This is a genomic window from Phocaeicola acetigenes (assembly GCF_027529745.1).
GTDB lineage: Bacteria > Bacteroidota > Bacteroidia > Bacteroidales > Bacteroidaceae > Phocaeicola > Phocaeicola acetigenes.
Window position 1 is genome coordinate 377,221 of record NZ_JAPZVM010000002.1, and the last position, 21,073, is coordinate 398,293.

The following is a 21,073-nucleotide window of genomic DNA, read 5'->3' on the forward strand; positions in this document are numbered from 1 at the left end:
TATGGCAATAGACCAGGTAGCTACCGTAGAGGTTCGTGTCAATGGTGAGGAAGCCAAGCAGGAACTCAAAGATCTGGAGAAGTATGCAACATCTCTTAAAGGCCAGTTGGCTGATGCCCACAAGGTTGGTGATACGGCTACAATAAAAAAGCTGACTTCCGAGTTGCGCAAGACGGAAACTCAGATTAAGACGTTGAAAAAAGATACCACTGCGTTAACTGAGGTGATGAATAACCTCGACAAGGCTACTCCCAAAGAACTTCGGGCTACGTTGGCAGCCATCAATAAGCAACTGAATAGCGGATATATTAAAAGGGGCTCGGCTGAATGGAAGTATTATCAGCAGCAGGCTAAACTGGTAACTGCAGAGCTGCAGAAGATTAAGCTGGAGACTCAGGAGACTACCAGTTGGCTCGACCGGATGAATAATGGTCTCACCAAATGGGGCGGTATGATTGCGACAGCAGCTGCTGCTTTAACAGGTGTCTCGTTTACGATAAATAAGTTACGCAGTAATCGCGATGACAAAGAAGAGGCTCAGGCTGAGTTGAAGGCGCTTACTGGCCTTGATGATGAATCTATTGCATGGTTGACTCGTCAGGCAGAAATTCTTTCTACATCAATGGAGAAGTCAGGTCTTCGTATCCGGCAATCATCAGATGAGATTTTGCAGGCCTATATGCTTATTGGTTCTAAAAAGCCGGAGTTGTTGGGTAACAAAGAAGCACTGAATGCGGTCACAGTCGAAGCTATGCGCTTGGCTACTGCCGCTAAAATTGATTTGAGGGATGCAGTTACGGCTACAACGATTTCTTTGAATATGTATGGCGAATCTGCAGATCAGGCGGCCAAATATGTCAATGTGTTGGCTGCTGGTTCCAAAGAAGGTGCTGCTGATGTGGCTTCGCAGGCAGCTGCCATCAAGAATGCCGGTGTGGCCGCTGCAACGGCTGGTGTGCCTATCGAAGGTCTGCAGGGAGCGATACAGACACTTGCTGAAAAAGGAGTGGAAGCGGAAGTGGCCGGTACTGCCCTGAAAAAGTTCTTCCTGGTATTGCAGACTGGACCGGATGAAACAAATCCTAAAGTCGTAGGACTCCAGACTGCTCTCGAGAACTTGAACAGTAAAGGGATGTCGGCTGGTGAGATACAGAAGATGTTTGGTGAAGAAGCCTATTCTGCAGCATCCATTCTCATTCAGAATGTAGATGCTGTAGACAGATATACACAGGCCGTTACTGGTACCAATATTGCGGTAGAACAGGCCGCCATCAATTCTGATACAAACAGGGCAAAACTGGAGCAGCATAAAAATGCCATCAAAGAAGCGGGTATAGAATTGGCCGAGAGATTGAATCCGTCTATTATGACTTTGACAAGTCTTACTACTAAGGTAATTACGATTTTGCCTCGGCTCATAGATTTTGCAATAGAATATCGTAGTGTGATTATATCTAGTACTGCAGCAATAGTTGCATATTCTGTTGCTGTGAATACAGCTACTATCAAAACAAAGTTGTATGATACATGGACAAAGGTTGCAACAGCATCTACTTCGGCCTTTAACAAAGTGCTCAAACTCAATCCGGCAGGTTTGGTTATAGGTGGAATTGTGGCGTTGGGTACATATTTGATTACAAAACTGGTGCCCAATACCGATAAAGCAACCGAGGCGCAACGTAGGTATAACGAAGAGCTCGAGCGTACACAGGAAGAACTGAAACGATACCAGAATATCGAAGACCGTTTTAAGAATATCAATAACCTGAATGATCGCCAAAAGCAGGCGCTTAAACAGGATGCTCAATCGGAACTGGCGGCAATAGAAGATAAGTTGACGCAGGAGACCATTGCTTATCAGAAGTATTATGCTGAACAGAAGAAACTCATTATGGAGAGAACGGATGTGGATGAAGGGCAGAGGCAGGCTTTGCTGAAATCTCTGAATAATCAGGTTGAGGAGAAAACTGATGAACTTGAGTATCTTTTGCAGAGAGAGAAAACTTTGAAAGATATCATAGCTTCTATACCTGAGCAAAACAAGGTGAATACAACAGAGGGTGGTATAGAAGACAGTCAAAATACCTCTTCTGCGGTAGAGGTTGCTTCTAAAGCTGAGACTGCTCGTTATTATGATGAACTGTTGCAGCTCAAAAAGTCTTATCTTGATTCTGATTCTATGACACAAAAGGATTATCAGGCTTTGTCTGAGGATTTGGAGAGACAGCATCTTGAACGGATGCTGGCCATTGTTGGACTGGAGCCGGAGAAGCGTCAGCAGATTCAGGATAAATTGCTGGAGATGAGAATTAAATTCAAAGAAGAGTGTATACAGCAGGATGAACAGGCTGCAGAAGAAGCTTCTGAAGAGACTTTTTCCAGAATGGAAAAGCAATACCAGTTGGAAGTTCAAGAGGCAACAAAGAGGCACTTTGAAACTCTTTCTTCAGAAGAAGCATACTATCAGGAATTGGCTGATATTCAAAAACGATATTATGATGAAGTTTTGCATACGACCCAAATTTCTGAAGAAAGAAAGGCTGAAATACAGCAAAGAATCGAAAGACAGAGTCTGGAAGAGTCAGAGAAAAATAAGCAAGAGTATGAAGCTAAACTTCGTAAGACAGTACGATTAGCTCAAGATATAGGCAGCGATTTTGGCTCTACATTTGCAGAATTGGTCGCAGATTCAGAAGCTACAATGGCCGATTATATGAAAGCCACTGTTTCTTTGATTTTGGATACATTGCAAAAGATCATGCTAGCTTCTATTGCAGAAACCCAAATAAAAAATATCTCGACATTTGGTTTTATTGGTTTGGCAAAGGCAGCAGCTGAGATAGCTTTGATTACTGCTGCTTTCGAAACAGCCAAAGCTGCAATCAATGGTTTCGAAGAAGGTGGATATACAGGTTCTGGTCGACATGATGAGCCGAAAGGTATTGTTCATGCCGGTGAGTTTGTGGCTAACCGTTATGCGGTTAGTAATCCTTCAGTGCGTCCGGTTCTGGATCTGATAGACAGGGCGCAGAAGAATAATACAATTGGTAGTCTTACTGCTAAAGATGTATCTGCAGTATTGTCAGGTGTTAGTTCGGCGACAAACAACACATATTACCAACAGACTGTACCGATTGATAATGGTATGCCAGCCGTGATGATGGAAGTGGTCAAGGTGATGGGTACTTTGAACAAGAGGCTTAATGAACCGATTTACACATATACTAAGGCTACCGGTAAGATGGGTATAAACGAAGCCCAGGAACTTGTAACGAAGATGAAGAATAACGCATCAAGAAGACTCAGCTTATGACACAATTATTCATTGATGGGCAAGAAGTGATACTTTCCGAGCAGTTTGAGCTGGAATTGATCACCGAGAATCCATATTTTACTCGCAAGGGAGAATATACTTATGATATAGATATTGATCTCAGGAATCCGAATAATAGGATGATTTATCAACACATCAACCGATCGGATGTGACGAAGACTTTCAAGAATCGTAAAGCGGTGTTATTGTCAGGGCCAGTTGAAATAATTTCTGGCATTGAGATTATTCTTTCTATAGAGAGTAATATTGCTAAGATTCAGATTGTAGCAGGTAATTCTCAGCTTAATTATGAAGGTGGAGATACAAATATCAGGAGTTTATCTTTTGATAGTATTTCCTTGAGTTCAGAAGAGGCAATTCAGACTCTGTTGGGAACCTTTCCGAAACATCATTCGGTATATACACCGGTCATTACAGGAGTTGATTCTGATAATAATACATCTGTTTTAAATAAAGTTCAGGTTGGTGAGGATATTTCTTTTACAGATTCAAGCAATATTTCTCCACAATATTATCTGATGTATGTGGTTGAGAATCTTATGCAGAAACTTGGTTTTGTTAAAGGCTTGAATGAACTGGAGAATGATCCTGTGTGGTGCAGGACATTTATTGTAAACCCATACAAAGATGTTGCATTACAGGAGTTGTTGCCAGATTGGACGATAAATGAGTTTATTGAACAGGTTGAATTATATCTGAATTGTATCATTTCGATTGACAGGCAGAGCCAGAGATTCGATATCGTTGATATGAACGAATACTTTGCCAATACAGAAACAGCCTATTTGGATGATGTGGTTGATGATAGTGTGGAGAAAACTTATGATGTCGATACAAACTATGCGTTTTCATATAAGAACGTATCTTATGATTTGCCAGGTGATAGTTATTATAATTATGTGAAACTCAAAGATGGAGTGAGAAAGAGCTGCACGGTTGTTACCAGTGAAGAATGGGATGATTTTAAAGCGGATTATGACACGTATTATTCAGGACCTTATCTCCTTCATTCAGAGGATTTCAATCTTGATTATGCAGTAACCAGTTATCCTTTATCGTCAGGAGAGCAGAAAGGACTAATCATTGTAGACCGTTTTAAAGATGCAGGAGACCCGGATGCCCGAGACAAAAGTTCTTTCAAGATTGTTCCGGCCATCACCGAAGATAATGAAGTGTACAGTATGACAGGTGGTCGTTTCATTTATGGTCCGGCTGTAAAAAAGATAAGAGCGGAGAAGAGCAATGCCATCAACGATTTGATTAGTGGTTCTGGTGATACAGAAGATATACCGGATAAACTGTATATTGGTCTTTACTATGGCATATGCAAAGGCTTGAACAGAGGTCCGGACGAATATCCGGGTGAATACTGGGATAAAATGCCGATGTCTTCCAATGACCGGTATTTTATGAATAAACCTAGTTCAAATTATGGCACACAGAATATCTTGACTTTACCTGATTATTCATTGATCCTCGATGGTGATAATGGTTTGTTTAACCGTGTGTATAAAAACAAGCGGGTGATTGATACTTCTGTAGAATATCATTTCCGGTTTTTGGTTAACGAAGTGTATGAATTGAACAGGCTGTTTATGATTCATAACAAGAAATATTACTGTAAGGAGATGCGTTACACAGTTCATCCTCAAGGAATAGATAAAGTTGCAGAAGGCGTTTTTTATCTGGCAGAATAAAGGTAAGATATCACGTTGAACAGCGTGGTATCCCGATGGTTTAGAGTTCTCCTTCAAAATGTTTCGTTTCTTCATGTACTGTCATATTACTACCTTTGAGGTATTTGTTTGTAGTGGAAATATCAGCATGTCGGGCCTGATCACGTGCAATTACAATTCCTTCAGCATTGGCCAGATCACGTATTCCGGAATCTTTCAAGGAATAGAATTGGTAACTATCCGGAAACTTGAGTTTTGTACGGACTTTGTTGAAGTAGTTTCTATAGACTTTGGTTGTGACCTTTTCTTTTGAGGGTTTGAATCCTTTACCAAACAAATAATAATCACCCGGATGTTTGAAGATTTCAAGGTCAAGCATCGTCTTGATAAGTTTGTCATTAAGGCCTACCATACCGTCTTTCCGGTTTTTACTGATGCTGGATGCGATGAAGACCTTCTGTTCCTTCAGGTAAATATCTGAGAGCTTTATGTTCGTGATTTCATCTGGTCGGATAAAGGTGTAGTAGGCAAACTGGCACAAGAACAGAAAGTGAGGGTTCTCTTTCTTGAGATACTTCTTGAGCTTTCTGATGTCGGGTATGCTCAAGGCTGCTCGCTTCTTTTCGTCTTCCTGTAACATGCGGATGTTCTCGACCGGATTCTTGACCAGGTATTGTTTTTCCATCATCCAGTTGCATACGGATGACAGCCATGTGCGATAGTTGTTTCGGGTTCTTGCAGATGAATCACGGTCTAATAGGATATAGTCAAGAAAATCGGAGATAAAAGACTGGTCAATCTGATAAGCATACACGATGGCTGGTATATGTTTGGCTGTATATTCTTCAAAGACCCTCAGACGCTTTTCATAATCCTTGATGGTATTCTCTTTGATGGTTCCTGCAGTATAGAGTTTCTCTAGATATATATGATACCTTCTGATAATATCTATATACGGTGTGTACTGTCTGGAGTTCTCTACATCAGCCCACGGATTCCAGCCGGAACGGAGCTTAACATTAAGGTTTGTGATGATTTCGTTTGCGCGACGGCGACGGTCTGAAACTTTGGCTATACCATTAAGCATGTACTTCTTTCTTTTCATCTTCTGCTCCAAAGGATCATAAGAATAGAAGTCAATATACCAGTTGTTTCCTGTGTGAAGTTTTGGTTCAGTATATGAAATTATACTAAAAACAGATGCACTTTTCTTTCTTGATGAAAACATTTTTTTATTACGTTTTTCGAGTTCGAAAGCGTAATACGGTTTGACATTCAGAAAATTTGCGTCCCGATTTCGTCCTGGGGCTAAAACAGTAAAAGCTGCAACTCTCAGAGTTACAGCTTTTTCGTTTTGCACGGGAAGAGAGGCTCGAACTCCCGACACTCGGTTTTGGAGACCGATGCTCTACCAACTGAGCTATTCCCGTATTGCGGTTGCAAAGGTAGTACAAATTTCAATATATGCAATACCTTTTTCTATTATTTTATTCTCTGTTTCGCTATAGCAATCCTAATTCGCTGAACATGAGCCGATAAATTTCTGCTTTTTTTTCTAACTTCAACGGATAGGCACGACTTGAAGAAGGCATTCGGTAAAGGAATAATTGCCGGTCTTCGAACTCAAACGGGCTTTTTGATCCTACAGCTGGTTCTGTTGCATGCATTTGTTGCCGGAGTGTATCGGTGGCTTTCTGTCCCGTAGTAACGACGGCCCGGCATTGCGGCAGCTGTTTTAATAAAAGCCTGATGTCTGTAGGTTCTACTACTTCAAGAAACTTGTCCGAAGCATTGTCTTGCAAACGTCGGACGGAGGTTGCTGTATCGTATAAAGCAATACCTTTTTGTTTCAGGAAATCTATAATCCGTTCTTTGTCGAATGCTTTCTTGTCTGGTTTCAGGAAGTATTCTTTATCGCCGAAGAATATCAGTCCGACGATGCGCCACATATCATTTTGCAAATTAGGATAGAAGAAATCCATACTCCATCTTTTCTGTTGCGGAGGGAAACTTCCCAGCATCAGCAATACCGCATTACCCGGTAGAAAAGGTTCGAGAGGATGTGTCTCTATGACAGGCACAGTTTCTTCTATCATTGTATTTGCGTTATTATTGGGTTATGCTTTAGGCTTTGGCTCTTTTTTAGCAAGAAGCACAATGTTGTACACATATTCGGTAATCCAACTTTCGCTGTATCCCAGACTATGCTGATACTGACGGATTGTGATACAGGTTTTGTGTACGCTGTCGTCTTTCCAAGTCATCTTGGTCAGGATATCGTGTACGGTTTTCTCAGTCATGTTACGCAACATTTTCTTGAAAACACCCGGCATACGGAATTTCCATTGCATCAAATTGCCAATCAACATCATCAAGTCCTGGCTGAAGCCCTGGAACATGAACAGATAAGTCTTGATGTCGTTTACATTCTTGCAGTTCTTCTTGATGGAATTGTCTATTTCTTTGAAAAAACTGTCGTTGAGTCCGTATATGTCTGTCAGCATTTTCTTGCAACGTGCTTTTTCTGCCAGTCCCAACTTGTTGTTTTGAGTAGGGATTTTAAGAGTACGTTTGAATACAGCCATGTCGGGTAAGAAATTGATGTTGCTGATTCCCAACTGTGCAGCCATTACTGCCTGATAATATACACGAATCAGTGTCATGAAGTCTTCCATACCTCCTACACGTACAGTTCCTTCTGCTTCTTCTGCTTGTTTTTTGCCGAATATTTTTGAAAATATGCTCATATATGATTGTTAATTTAGGTTTTATGGGGCAAAGGTAATAAAAAATGTCACTCGTTTTCTGTCAGTTTGAAATAAAAAGTGTGTTCTTTAAAATCTTGTTCTACCAAACCAAAGCGGATAAAATCGGCGAGCAGTTCACTCGTCTGTTTCCGATTGATTTGAGATAATCTGCTGCATTGGTTTAAAGTAAGAGCACCGTGCTGTTTCAATATGTTGAGCAGATGCTGTTCGCGTTCGGTATAGGCTATGACAACCGATTCTTTCTGCCGGTTTTGTTTCCATATATTTAAATGTACAGGATTGGCCAATATGTTTTCATCTTTGATACGGACATAAGCCCATGCCTTATTTTGCTCGTCCAAAGCACAGATTGGTTTGCAGGGATTTTCGGCAATACGTACTTCGAGTACATTTTTCCCCTCTACCTTATATATATAGTTTTCTAATTCAACCTGTGGGCGGCAATACATACGGGCGGCTGCTTCAATCATATATATTTCTTCTTCCGAGCGTACGCCTGCAATCTTTCCGTTGTCTTTAACTCCGATGAGTAGTCTTCCTCCTTGTGTATTGGCAAAAGCCGAAATACTTCGGGCTATTTTCCTTGCATCAGAAATGGCGAACTTAAAGTCCTGCTGAATATGTTCTCCTTCACTTATCAGCTGTTGTATATATTCTGTTTCCGTCCTCGTTTTCATACGGAGGGCAAAGATAAAAAAAACGACTGTTCTTCGCTTTTACTTTTCAGTTCTTTTACGAAAAACAGTCGTTAGTATGATGAAAAATGCAATTTAATCGCAATGCTTATGGGTCATGATATCAAGAACCAGTCTGTCTGTTTCGTTCATACCTTCCGAGCCGATCTTGGTCAAGTTGCGGATGCTTCGGTCTACATCATCTTCGATGATACCTTCTACAGAGGTCACGCATTTGCCTTCCATGGCTAAAATAGCAGACAATACAGCGGTAGATACGCCACTGGTCAGTTTTAACGCACAACTTGGTTTTGCACCGTCGCAAATCATACCGGTTAGGTTGGCTATCATATTTTGTACGGCAAAAGCAACCTGCTGATAACTTCCTCCCATTAGGTAGGTGATACCACAGCTACTTCCTGTGGCTGCTACTACACATCCGCAGAGAGCTGAAAGGCGTCCTAAATTCTGTTTGATGTAGATAGCGGTCAGGTGACTGAGTATTAAAGCCCGGATTAACTGTTCTTCGGACATATGGTTTTCTTCTGCATATACAACAACCGGAAGAGTGGCTGCGATACCTTGGTTACCACTTCCAGAATTGCTCATCACCGGAATCATAGCTCCTGCCATACGGGCATCACAAGCTGCTGAGGTATAGGAAAGAATATGGGTGAAAATATTACTTCCCATTACACTCTGTTCGCTTTTGCTGCTTTGTAAGGTCTTTCCCAGTGCATGTCCGAAGTTTCCCTGGAACGAACGTTCTGCTGCGTTTTTGTTGAGACGCTTAGCTTCCAGAATGAATTCAATTTCTTCAAGCGGGGCAGTGGTTGCAAAGTCGTAGACTTTTTTCAATGATAATTCTACATTTGTAGCATCTGCTTCTTGTGTAGACTGGGTACGTTTATCCAGCAGAACTTTATCATTGATGCTTTCGTATACAAAGTGAGTATGTCCTCCACTGATGATGGCAGTAGCTTTGTCATTGCCATGTTCGCAGATAATCTCAATATACAGCTTTTCTTCGATATTTTCTTTTAGTGCAATGTCGATACATTGTGAATCAATCATTTTTTTGCCTTCGGCTACGGCTTCCGGAGTGCTGTCTTTCAGAACTTCCAATTGATATTCCGATTTTCCTATCAGTGCACCAAGGGCTACAGCAATAGGAAGTCCAATCATTCCTGTTCCGGGAATACCTACCCCCATTGCATTTTTCAGAATATTGGCACTGAGAAGAACTTTGATTTTTTCGGGACGTTGACCTAAAAGCTCTGTCGCTTTGGCTACACAAAGAGCTACGGCAATAGGTTCAGTACAGCCTATTGCCGGAACTACTTCCTGTTTTATCAGGGCAATGATTTGCTCTCTTTCAGATTTAGCAATCATGGATATTAAGTTTATAAGTTTTTTTGAGTTTGTCTGTTTTTTCAAATTTGTTTATAAGTTTTTGACTTTATAAGTTTGTAATGCTTTTGTTTAACAGAACAAACTTATAAAGTCAAAAACTTATGAACTTAGTGTATATTTATTTCTTGTAGTTCTTTAAACCTGTTCCCAGGAATTCTACATATTTCTGGATGTCTTCATCGTATGAGTACGATTTGTTCAGAGGCATACCTTCGTTGTCGAGCAATACATAGAATGGCTGTGCATTTGCTCCGAACTTAGAACGTTGCAGATAGCTCCATTTGTCGCCTACGGTGCGGAGTGTACGTTCTGTACCGTTTTCTGTAATTTTGATAGGTTCAGGTAATTTAGTTTTATCGTCGACAAACAATGTAATCAATACATAGTCGTCGTTCAGCATCTGGCTTACTTTCTGGTCTGTCCATACAGCAAGTTCCATCTTACGGCAGTTTACGCATCCGTAACCGGTAAAGTCTACCATTACAGGTTTTCCCTGCTGGCGTGCATATTCCATACCTGCATCGAAATCGTTGAATTTCGCATGTACTTCATTCTTATATAGGTTGAAGTCCTGAGTCTGCATAGGAGGAGCGAATGCGCTGACAGCTTTCAGAGGTGCACCCCACAATCCTGGAATCATATAGATGGCAAATGCCAGTGAGATAAGTGCCATGAAGAAACGAGGTACGCTTACTTTGGTATCATCGTCATCGTGAGGGAATTTGATTTTGCCCAACAGGTACATACCCAGCAATCCGAAGATTACAATCCACAAAGCCAGGAATGTTTCACGGTCGAGGATTCGCCATCCGTATGCGAGGTCGGCAACAGACAGGAATTTCAATGCAAATGCCAGTTCGAGGAATCCCAATACGACTTTGATTACATTCATCCATCCACCTGATTTTGGCATTGATTTCAACCATGATGGGAACAAGGCAAACAGGGTGAACGGCAAAGCCAATGCAATGGCAAATCCCAGCATACCAATCGCCGGAGCAATTACACTACCAGTAGTGGATACTTCTACCAGCAGGAAGCCGATGATAGGACCTGTACAAGAGAATGAAACCAATGACAAGGTAAATGCCATCAGGAAGATACTCAACAAACCAGTGGTCTGTTCTGCCTTGCTGTCTACTGCATTACTCCATTTAGAAGGTAAAGTAATTTCGAATGCACCGAAGAAAGAGGCTGCAAAAACAATCAGCATCAAGCAGAACAAGATGTTGAAGATTGCATTGGTAGACAAGGCGTTCAATGCGCTTGCACCGAAGATTAAAGTAATAGCTAATCCCAGTGTGACATAGATTACTACGATGGAAGCACCATATGTCCATGCATCGCGGATTCCTTTTTTCTTGTCTTTAGTACGTTTCAGGAAGAAGCTGACAGTCATAGGAATGATAGGCCATACACAAGGAGTGAACAATGCCAATAATCCTCCCAATAAACCGGTAAAGAAGATATAAATCCATGAGTGAGATTCTTCTCCAGCTTGTTCACCGAAGTTGCTTAATTCGTTTACAACAGGTTTCCAGTAATCTGTGGTTCCATCCAGCTGTGCAGGGGCTGTTGTTGCGGCAGCCTGTACGGTATCATTTGCATTTTCAGTTTCTGTAGCTTGAGTTGCTTCTGTTGTTTCCCGGCTAGCGGGAGCAGCTGCTTGTTTGGCACTTCCTGCTGCTTTGCCTTTAAAAGTAAATTCTACATTAGTAGGAGGCATACAGTTTTGATCATCACAAGCTCCGTAATTGAGATATCCTGTAATATTGTAATCTCCTCCAGTCAGTTTAATCTTTTGTACAAAAACGGCTGTTCCTTCAAAGAAACGAACTTGCATACCGAATACAGGGTCCATCATGTCGAGTTCGTTGCCTTTTGGGGTAAGTTTACCTACCAGTTCAGCTCCTTTTATCTGGTCGATGTTGAATGTAGCCGAGGTAGGACCTCCTTCTTCCAGATCTGTAGAGTATACATGCCATCCACGTTCGATGGTTCCGGTAAAGACAATCTCAGCCTCATTATCCGAGATGGCCTTCCATTCTGTTTTAAACTGCACCGGATCTTGCATCTGTGCGAGTACCGGCAGGCATAAAATGGCCATTAAAAGCCAAGTGAGTAGGAATCTTTTGTTCATTGCTTATAAATTGATTGTTTAATATTCGTTTTTCAAAAGGATTTGCAAAGATATAGTGTTTTATCTTATAATAACGAATGAATATTGGAAAAATATTGGAAAAAGTAAGTTGAACATTTGTCGTAAGAATGAGTCTTTTAAGTTGAAAGCCTTTTATTGAGAATGATTGTCTGGTGTAGAAAAGGTATTAGATTTAAGGCTATGGATATGAAAAGCGAACTTTTAATATATACTATTTGTGCTGATATATAGTGGTTTATGCCTCTTTGTCTTATTCGTGAAGAGAAGAAATTAAGTTTGAATAGGAATATGATATTTCATCTGTTTTGAACTTTTTGAGAAGGTTTATGTCATTATTCTTTTTTGTTAGAACAAATTTCTATGGATTTGGACAAAATATTGGAGATGCTTTAGGTTGTAGGTTGATTGATAGGAAGACGTATAATTTGATGATAATGTTTGCGTAGCCGGCATACGTAGGTACAAAACGAAATATGGTCTTATGAAAATTTTGATCTTTTCTTTTTTTTTTTTTAAGGGTGATTTGTTCTTATTTGATACGGTTTAGTACGGAAAATTGTTTTAAAAAATAGAGAAAATCTGTTCTCATGTAACGAATGCGTATTTTTAAATGCTTTTTTGTTACGATATTTTATAAAAATAAATTCATGTATTTGAATATTTTTGTGAAAACTATTAAATTTGCGCCCATTAAATTTAAAATAGTGTAATTGTATGTGTAGTAAGAAGAGATTTTTGTTATTTATTTTAACGCTTGTCGTAATGGCTCTGCCGTTGAGAGCTGAGGGAATCGCATTTTTTCATGGAACTTGGCAAGAGACTTTAGCTAAAGCGAAGTCTGAAAACAAACTGGTATTTGTTGATTTTTATACTCAATGGTGTGGACCTTGTTTGAACATGGCTCAGACGGTATTTGTATTGCCGGAAGTCGGAGCTTTTTATAATGCTAATTTTGTTTCGGCTAAAATTGATACTGAAAATGGAGAAGGTATCGAGTTGGCTAAAAAGTATGGTGTACGTTCTTTCCCAACCTATGTGTTTATTGATCCGGCGACAGGAGAAGCTGTGCATCGTAGTAGCAGCCGCCAGACAGAAGAACAGTTTATTGCGACAGGAAAGGCTGCGCTGACTCCGACTCAACGTTCTTTTTATCTGATAGAAGAATATAATAAAGGCAATAGAGAACCACAGTTGTTGATTGATTATATCCGTTATAATCATTCAATTTATCAACGTAAGGCAGTAGAGGAGGCTTTTGATGCATTGATTGCAGGTGGAGCAAAACTTACAGATCAGAATATATGGGATTTGTTTGTTGAAGTGATCAGTGGTATGGATAACAAATATGTACAACAGGTTTCGAAAGAATATTCGTTGTTCTGTCAGACATTTGGAAAAAAAGCGGTAGATGCAAAACTTGTAAAAGAAACAATGTATGGAGATGTAGCTCTATTGGATAGCATGTGCGATTTTGAAGGAAAAGCTTTCAACCGTAAAATGATTGAAGTGAGTAAGCTGGTATATTCTAAACAGTATGATAAGGCTGCTGTAGAATTGGATGCACTGATTGCAGATCCGACTGTAGATCAACAGGAACTGATACAGCGTATGAAGTTTTTAGTTAGAGTTCCTCGTGGATATAAGTCCGTACCGGCTACATGGTTCTATAAGAGTGTAGAGTATTTACGTTATATCGCATATAATCAAACAGATCGTGATGACGCTAATATTCATCAGGAGTATGCGGCAGCTTTGGAAGAATTACTTCGTAATTTGCCTGATAAAACTCAGGTGCCGGCAGTATTGCTGACTGCTCCTAAATATGGAAAAAAAGGATATTCTATGCGTCCTGATGTATTGAAACCGAAACCAAAACATTAATTTTAAAGATAAGATTCGTTTATGAAAATGGGCAAAAGTAGTAAAATGTGGAATGGGGTGTGGTTTGCCGTAGCAGCTTGTTCCCTGATGATACCTTCTCAATTGAAAGCCGGTAATTCAGTAAATGAAGTCATTGCTATAGATCAGGCAAAAATTGGGGTAAAAGGGGTCGTTCTTGATGAAAATGGACAACCTGTACCAGGTGCAAATGTTGTTGTAAAAGGTACTACAGTGGGTACAATTACCGATATGGATGGTAATTTCTCTCTCCAGGCAGAAAAAGGAGCTACTATTGTAGTTTCTTTTATCGGTTATGCAAATAAGGAAGTTCAGATTAATGAGCGTAAAGCTAAATATACGGTTTCATTGGAGCCGGAAACTCATTTGATAGATGAGGTTATTGTTACTGGTTATCAGACGATATCAAAGGAACGTGCAGCTGGTTCGTTTGCCATTGTGAATCAAAAAGATTTGGCAGATAAATTGCAAACCAATATTATCGACCGTATGGAAGGTTTGGTAGCTGGTGTGAAGATGAATGGATCTACACCGGAAATTCGTGGTATTTCAACACTGAATGCTAACAAAACTCCGCTTTATGTAGTAGATGGTATTCCTTACGAAGGTAGTCTGGATGCTATTAATCCGTCTGATATTGTCAATGTGACTGTATTGAAGGATGCTTCGGCTGCCTCTATTTACGGAGCACAGTCGGCAAATGGTGTCATCGTAATTACTACCCGTAGTGGTGAACTTGGTAAGCCTAAAGTGCGCTACAACGGTAGTATCAAGTTTGAACCGCTGCCAGACCGTGATTATATGAACTTGATGTCGAGTGCCGAATTGGTAGATTTGCAGAAAGTATTATTCAATTATTATCATAATACATACGACCCAACCAGTCCAAGCTTTACCAATGAAGTATACGATTTGATGTATCGTCATGAAGCCGGAGAATTGACTGATGCGGAACTTGAAAAAGAACTCGATGTATATCGTAATCGTGATCGTTACGACCAGATAAAGGATGAGTTTGTACGTCGTTCGAATACTACACACCAGCACAACCTTTCTATTTCGGGTGGTTCTGACATCTATAAGTATGCTCTTTCTGCCAATTTCCAGCAGAATTTGCCTCATGCTAAAGAACAGAAGACCAATCGATATGGTTTTAACTTTAAGAATCAGTTCGATTTCTTCAAGTGGCTTCGTGTGGATTTGGGTATCTTGAATAGTACCGTATCACAGGATTATGATAATGGTTTCTCTGGATACAGTTACTTGTTTAGTGGACCATCATACCGTATGATTCGTAACGCAGATGGTTCTCCTGTACAATGGTATATGACTGGTAAATCGCAACGTGAAATAGATCGTCTAAAGGAAGTAGGATTGTACGATGAAACTTTCTATCCGACTGAGGCTCTGAATACGTCTCACTATCAGAATAAACAGCAGTATTGGAATATTAACGTAGGTGCAACGTTCAAAATTATTGAAGGATTGACTTTCGATCTACGCTATCAGACTGAAATGACTAATGGTTATACCAAACAGTATAGATCGGTTGATCATTACAGCGTGAAAAAAATGATTAATGATGCTACGGTTATCAATAACGATGGTACACGTACTCATTATATTCCTGAAGGAGGTAATTTGAGTGAATACTGGAATAAAGACAATTCGTATACATTGCGTGCACAACTTAACTTCAGCCGTGATTTCCTGAAAAAACATTCTGTTCAGGTAATTGCCGGTGCAGAGCGTCGTAAAGTGGTTAATCAGAGCAGCCAATTCTTTAAATATGGTTACGATGATAATTCGCTTTCATGGAAGGCAATCGACGAACTGGCTATGGGACAAGGTATCCGCGGTACTCAGTCTACGAGCGGAAGCTTCTATTTCAGTTCTTATCGTTTGGGTACTGATGGTTTCATGTTCGATGATAACCGTTATGTGTCATTCTATGGTAATGCATCTTATACATACGATCATCGTACAACACTTACCGGAAGTATCCGTATCGACCAGTCAAACTTATTTGGTACCGATCCTAAGTATCAGTACAAACCATTGTGGTCTGTAGGTTTGCAACACATTATATTGGAAAACAAGGGGGTATTGGATCGTCTGGCAGGACGTTTGACTTATGGTATTAACGGTAATGTTGCTAAGAATACCGGTCCGTATATGATTGTGGCTGATAACGGTACTAATTACTATACCAATGAGTATCAGGCATATGTTAAAAGTGCACCTAATCCTACATTACGTTGGGAAAAAACAAAACTGGTGAATGTGGGAGTTGATTTTAACTTGTTTGATAACCGCTTGAACGGTAGTGTGGAATTTTATAACAAGGCTACCAGTGATTTGTTGGGTAATCGCTTGACAGATTCAACTTTCGGATGGTCTTCACTGTTGCTGAACTATGGCTCTATGGTAAACCGTGGTGTGGAATTTTCTTTGCAGAGTGAAATTGTACGTACACGCGACTTCAGTTTTGGTATTGACTTCCTTTTCAGCTATAACAAGAATAAACTGACAAAGATTGATAATTCGGGAACTTCTGCGTCTAGTTGGTATAGTTCTTATCAGAACCGTGAAGGTTATCCTATGAGTTCTATTTTTGCTATCAGATATGCCGGACTTGACAGTGAAGGTAATCCGACAGCTTACAAAGCAGACGGAACAATTGTTAATTCTGTAAACGATTTAGAGGCTGAAGATTTGGTTTACAAAGGAACAACAAATGCTCCTTATTCTTCATCGCTTACCACTCGTTTTGCTTATAAGAATTTTGACCTGAGCATGATGTTTGTTTATTACGGAGGAAACGTAATGCGTGATGTAGCATCAAGCTATCAGTTTACCATGTATCCTGTATTAAACTATACCAGCAATATGGATCGTGACCGCTTGAACTTCTGGCAAAAACCAGGTGATGAACTCGATCCGGATATGAATCCGGCTTTCCAGTATAAAAATGGTAAAACTTGTAGCGGATTGTGGCAATATGCTGATAAACATATTGAACGAGCTGATTATATTAAATTGCGTGACATTACCTTGGGATATACATTCCCGAAACAATGGTTGCGTAGTGTAAGTATTCAGGGATTGCGTCTGAGCCTCCAGATTCAGAATGCTTTTTACTGGGCTGCCAATAAGAAGCACCTTGATCCGGAAGTTGCAACTGCTTCATCTCGAGGACAACATATTCCGGCTACTTACACCTTTGGTGTAGCACTTGATTTTTAATGTATAACCATGAATTTAAGATATAATATGAATCTATCTAAATACTTGTTGATTGGACTTGGTGTCTTGTCTTTACATAGTTGTGACGATTTTTTGGGAAACAAGCCAAAGGGATATACGATTCCCGAGAAATTCGAAGATTATTCTAAACTGTTGAATAGCAGTTATCTGATGAGCTCATCGAATACAGTACTTGCTTATTTGACTGATGACCTTTATCGTACTTCTAGAGGAGAAATCATGAATGAGAATGCTGAAGGAAAACTGATAGAATATACTGAGTTCAATTTTTCCGGATGTGATGATCATGAGCGTAATCTTTATACATTCAAACACGGACAGGTTTTGACTGCCGGAAACTCTGACCCTTTGTGGAATAATGCTTACGAAAATATCTATGTATATAATGCAGTAGCAAATAATATATTGAATGTACCTGATGCTACTAAAGAACAGAGAGAGGCAAAATATGCTGAAGCACTTGTAGGTCGTGCATTCGAATACCTGAATTTGGTCAATATTTTCGGAAATCACTATGACCCTAAGACTGCGGGTACAGATTATGGGGTGCCTATTTTGCTGAGCGAAGTAGTGGGTGATGGCGCTTCGTATGTGCGCAATACAGTTGCAGAAGTATATGATCAGATTATTTCTGACTTGAAGACTGCCACTCCGCTTTTGCCGGAAGTTGCAACTAATGTATATCATCCTAGTCAGACAATCGGTTATGCGTTTCAGGCACGTATGTTCCTTTATATGGGTGATTACGAGAATGCGTTGAAAAATGCAAATGAAGCTCTTAAACTGAATGATGAGTTACTGGATATGAAGCCTTATACTACTACATACAGTACATTTGGACGTATTGTGCTGGAGTCTAATCCGGATGAAACTTTCCCAGAAGATGTAGATAATGTAGAGAATATCTTCATGCGTAACTTAAATGGAGCAGGTTCAGGTTTCTACACTGCAGTTGTAGCTAGTGAAGATTTGCTTGAAACATTCAAGCGTCATTTGGCTCCTGATGGAGTAGATATGCGTTTGCGTCTGTTCTTTGCTACCGATGAGGCTAATTTTACAATGAATCCTTCTGCAACACCTGAAAAATTTAAAGGATATAGTACTTATGCTCCTTATATTACTCAGAATGCAGGATTTACTACTCCTGAAATTTACTTAATAGCTGCAGAATGTGAAGCGCGTATCGGTTCTGTTTCTCGAGCTTTGCAATTGCTTGACCAATTGCGTGATGCCCGTATTAAAAACAATGTGCATTATGTAGAGGAAACAGATGCTCCAAATCGTACAGAGGCTCTTCGACTGGTAATCGACGAACGCCGTCGTGAGTTTGCTATGCAGGGGGCTCCGCGTTTGATTGACTTGAAACGTCTGAATCGTGAAGACTGGTTCCGTAAAGATATCGTTCACAGTGCTGATGGTGAAACATGGACATTGCCCGCAAACGACTTGCGTTATATTATGCCGATTCCACAGACTGTTCTTGATTTCAATCCTGATATGCCGCAATACGATCGTTGATGTTTATTAGGAGAAATTAAAGTATTGACTTGAAAAAGTAAAAAAGGAAGTAAAGCCTCAAATGTATTTGATGCTTTACTTCCTTTCTTTTATTTCCTAAATCGCCTTTCCCGCCTTAATTATTTGTGTAGTCGGAATAAAAACTGTACTTTTGCTCACACTCTATAAATATGTGCAATAGAAGGAAGGCATGACAGTATTAAAGACAAGAGCCAAATTAGTAGATGTTGCCCGGCAACTTTTTGCCAGAAAAGGGGTAGAAGATACAACGATGAATGATATTGCGGTAGCCTCTAAAAAGGGACGTCGCACACTGTATACTTACTTTAAAAGTAAGGATCAGATTTATATGGCTGTTGTGGAGTCGGAATTGGAAATGCTTTCGGATTCAATGGAAAAGGCTGCAAAACAATCGGTTGCTCCTGACCAGAAGATTCTTGATTTAATTACTACCCACTTGGATATTGTTAAAATGGTTGTATTTCGGAATGGAACTCTTCGCGCGGATTTCTTTCGGGATATATGGCGGGTAGAAGCAATGCGTAAGAACTTTGATAGAAAGGAAATACAATTATTTCGAAATGTGTTGCAGGAAGGCAAAGAGAAAGGTATTTTTGATATCGACAATGTGGAGATAACAGCAGATATCTTGCACTATTGTATCAAAGGGATGGAGGTGCCTTATATTCGCGGTCAGATTGGTGAAGATTTGGAAGACGAGATTGGCTGGCGATATGTAGCTAAAATCGTATTTGGGGCTTTGGGATGTAAAAAAGAATAATATTAATCTTTAAAATAAATATCATTATGGGATTATTAACAGGAAAAACAGCGATTGTTACAGGTGCTGCTCGTGGTATCGGTAAAGCTATCGCATTGAAGTTTGCTGCAGAAGGTGCAAACATCGCATTTACAGATTTGGTTATCGACGAGAATGGTGAGAATACAGAAAAGGAAATAGCTGCATTCGGTGTAAAAGTAAAAGGATATGCTTCTAATGCTGCTAGTTTTGAAGATACAGCTAGAGTGGTAGAACAGATTAAGGAAGATTTCGGTTCTATCGATATTCTGGTGAATAATGCCGGTATTACAAAAGACGGTTTGATGATGCGTATGAGTGAAGCACAGTGGGATGCTGTGATTGGTGTGAATCTGAAATCTGCTTTCAACTTTATTCACGCTTGTACTCCAATCATGATGCGTCAGAAGAGTGGTAACATCATCAACATGGCTTCTGTGGTTGGTGTACACGGTAATGCAGGTCAGTGCAACTATTCTGCATCAAAGGCTGGTATGATTGGTTTGGCTAAATCAATTGCTCAGGAATTGGGCTCTCGTGGTATCCGTGCCAATGCAATTGCTCCGGGATTCATCATTACTGATATGACAGCTAAGTTGTCTGACGAAGTTAAGGCTGAATGGGCTAAGAAGATTCCTTTGCGTCGTGGAGGTACTCCGGAAGATGTAGCTAATACTGCATTATATCTTGCTTCTGACTTGTCTGCATATGTATCAGGACAGGTTATCCAGGTAGATGGTGGTATGAATATGTAATATAGTACTTCATAAGGAATGAAGAATAGAGGGAGAAGAATGGCTTACGGCATTCGGCTTTCTTTATTCTTCATTCCTTATTTTTCAAGTAAATTTTATTCTTTAGTCGGATCATTTCATTTCTAACATAGCTATGACTGTAGTTTACGAAGATAATCATATTATTGTAGTTAATAAAACCGCTTCTGAAATTGTACAGGGAGACAAAACAGGGGATACTCCTTTGTCGGAGACAGTAAAACTGTATCTGAAGGAAAAGTATGCCAAGCCTGGCAATGTGTTTATCGGAGTGACTCATCGACTGGATCGTCCGGTTAGTGGATTAGTTGTCTTTGCAAAAACCAGCAAAGCTCTCTCTCGTTTGAATGAGATGTTTCGTATAGGAGAAGTGAAAAAGACTTATTGGGCAATAGTGAAAAACTGTCCTCCTCAGACAGAAGGAGAGTTGGTGCATTATTTGGTTCGCAATGAAAAACAGAATAAGTCTTATGCCTACGATAAAGAAGTGAAGAACTCGAAAAAGGCCATATTACATTATCGTCTGATAGGTCATTCGGAAAATTATTATCTGTTGGAAGTCGATTTGAAAACAGGAAGACACCATCAGATTCGATGCCAGCTAGCTAAAATGGGATGCCCTATTAAGGGGGATCTAAAGTATGGATTTCCTCGCTCCAATCCCGATGGAAGCATTTGCCTCCATGCACGTAGAGTACGTTTTGTGCATCCGGTATCCAAACAGGAAATAGATCTTATCGCTCCGGTTCCTGCTGGTAATTTATGGAATGGATTTAGTTTTGATTGACAGT

At 40.0% G+C, this 21,073-nt stretch carries 14 protein-coding genes and 1 tRNA gene; 8 read left to right on the forward strand and 7 right to left on the reverse strand.

Annotated features, from left to right (window positions below):
• Window position 1: 1 nt before the first annotated feature.
• Window positions 2–3,313: a phage tail tape measure protein gene (locus tag O6P32_RS04180; RefSeq protein WP_269876971.1), complete on the forward strand. Its 3,312-nt coding sequence runs from the start codon at window positions 2–4 to the stop codon at window positions 3,311–3,313.
• Window positions 3,310–5,031 (forward strand): hypothetical protein, encoded by a 1,722-nt coding sequence (locus O6P32_RS04185; protein ID WP_269876972.1) that lies wholly within the window; start codon window positions 3,310–3,312, stop codon window positions 5,029–5,031. The genes O6P32_RS04180 and O6P32_RS04185 overlap by 4 nt, the downstream gene beginning before the upstream one ends.
• 40 nt (window positions 5,032–5,071) lie before the next feature.
• Here O6P32_RS04185 and O6P32_RS04190 read toward each other — a convergent pair whose 3' ends face one another.
• The 7 genes from O6P32_RS04190 to O6P32_RS04220 all read right to left on the reverse strand — a co-directional run bounded on the left by O6P32_RS04190 (window position 5,072) and on the right by O6P32_RS04220 (window position 12,005).
• Window positions 5,072–6,097 carry a tyrosine-type recombinase/integrase gene (locus O6P32_RS04190; RefSeq protein WP_269876974.1) on the reverse strand — a complete coding sequence of 342 codons (1,026 nt, stop codon included), beginning with the start codon at window positions 6,095–6,097 and terminating at the stop codon, window positions 5,072–5,074.
• Between the two features lie 270 nt (window positions 6,098–6,367).
• A tRNA-Trp gene (locus O6P32_RS04195) sits at window positions 6,368–6,440 on the reverse strand.
• Window positions 6,441–6,512: 72 nt separating this feature from the next.
• Complete coding sequence (locus O6P32_RS04200; protein ID WP_269876975.1) at window positions 6,513–7,106, reverse strand: uracil-DNA glycosylase family protein; 594 nt, start codon at window positions 7,104–7,106, stop codon at window positions 6,513–6,515.
• A gap of 21 nt (window positions 7,107–7,127) precedes the next feature.
• A complete protein-coding gene (locus tag O6P32_RS04205) occupies window positions 7,128–7,757 on the reverse strand; it encodes a hypothetical protein (RefSeq protein WP_178266931.1) in 630 nt (209 codons plus the stop codon).
• A gap of 47 nt (window positions 7,758–7,804) precedes the next feature.
• Entirely contained in the window at window positions 7,805–8,455 is a 651-nt protein-coding gene (locus O6P32_RS04210) for an RNA-binding domain-containing protein (RefSeq protein ID WP_178266930.1), read from the reverse strand.
• 93 nt (window positions 8,456–8,548) lie between these two features.
• Window positions 8,549–9,844 (reverse strand): L-cysteine desulfidase family protein, encoded by a 1,296-nt coding sequence (locus O6P32_RS04215; protein WP_178266929.1) that lies wholly within the window; start codon window positions 9,842–9,844, stop codon window positions 8,549–8,551.
• Between the two features lie 139 nt (window positions 9,845–9,983).
• A complete protein-coding gene (locus O6P32_RS04220) occupies window positions 9,984–12,005 on the reverse strand; it encodes a protein-disulfide reductase DsbD family protein (protein WP_269876978.1) in 2,022 nt (673 codons plus the stop codon).
• Between the two features lie 783 nt (window positions 12,006–12,788).
• Here O6P32_RS04220 and O6P32_RS04225 point away from each other — a divergent pair.
• The 6 genes from O6P32_RS04225 to O6P32_RS04250 all read left to right on the forward strand — a co-directional run bounded on the left by O6P32_RS04225 (window position 12,789) and on the right by O6P32_RS04250 (window position 21,069).
• Window positions 12,789–13,907 (forward strand): thioredoxin family protein, encoded by a 1,119-nt coding sequence (locus O6P32_RS04225; protein WP_269876979.1) that lies wholly within the window; start codon window positions 12,789–12,791, stop codon window positions 13,905–13,907.
• A 21-nt stretch (window positions 13,908–13,928) separates the two neighbouring features.
• Complete coding sequence (locus O6P32_RS04230) at window positions 13,929–17,171, forward strand: SusC/RagA family TonB-linked outer membrane protein (protein ID WP_269876982.1); 3,243 nt, start codon at window positions 13,929–13,931, stop codon at window positions 17,169–17,171.
• A gap of 27 nt (window positions 17,172–17,198) precedes the next feature.
• Window positions 17,199–18,710, forward strand: coding sequence for a RagB/SusD family nutrient uptake outer membrane protein (locus O6P32_RS04235; RefSeq protein WP_269876983.1), 1,512 nt, complete (start codon window positions 17,199–17,201; stop codon window positions 18,708–18,710).
• A gap of 190 nt (window positions 18,711–18,900) precedes the next feature.
• Window positions 18,901–19,491, forward strand: coding sequence for a TetR/AcrR family transcriptional regulator (locus tag O6P32_RS04240; RefSeq protein WP_269876984.1), 591 nt, complete (start codon window positions 18,901–18,903; stop codon window positions 19,489–19,491).
• A 26-nt stretch (window positions 19,492–19,517) separates the two neighbouring features.
• On the forward strand, window positions 19,518–20,264 hold the full coding sequence (fabG, locus tag O6P32_RS04245) for a 3-oxoacyl-[acyl-carrier-protein] reductase (protein ID WP_178265732.1): 747 nt from the start codon (window positions 19,518–19,520) through the stop codon (window positions 20,262–20,264).
• A gap of 133 nt (window positions 20,265–20,397) precedes the next feature.
• Window positions 20,398–21,069, forward strand: coding sequence for an RluA family pseudouridine synthase (locus tag O6P32_RS04250; RefSeq protein ID WP_178265733.1), 672 nt, complete (start codon window positions 20,398–20,400; stop codon window positions 21,067–21,069).
• Window positions 21,070–21,073: the final 4 nt, after the last annotated feature.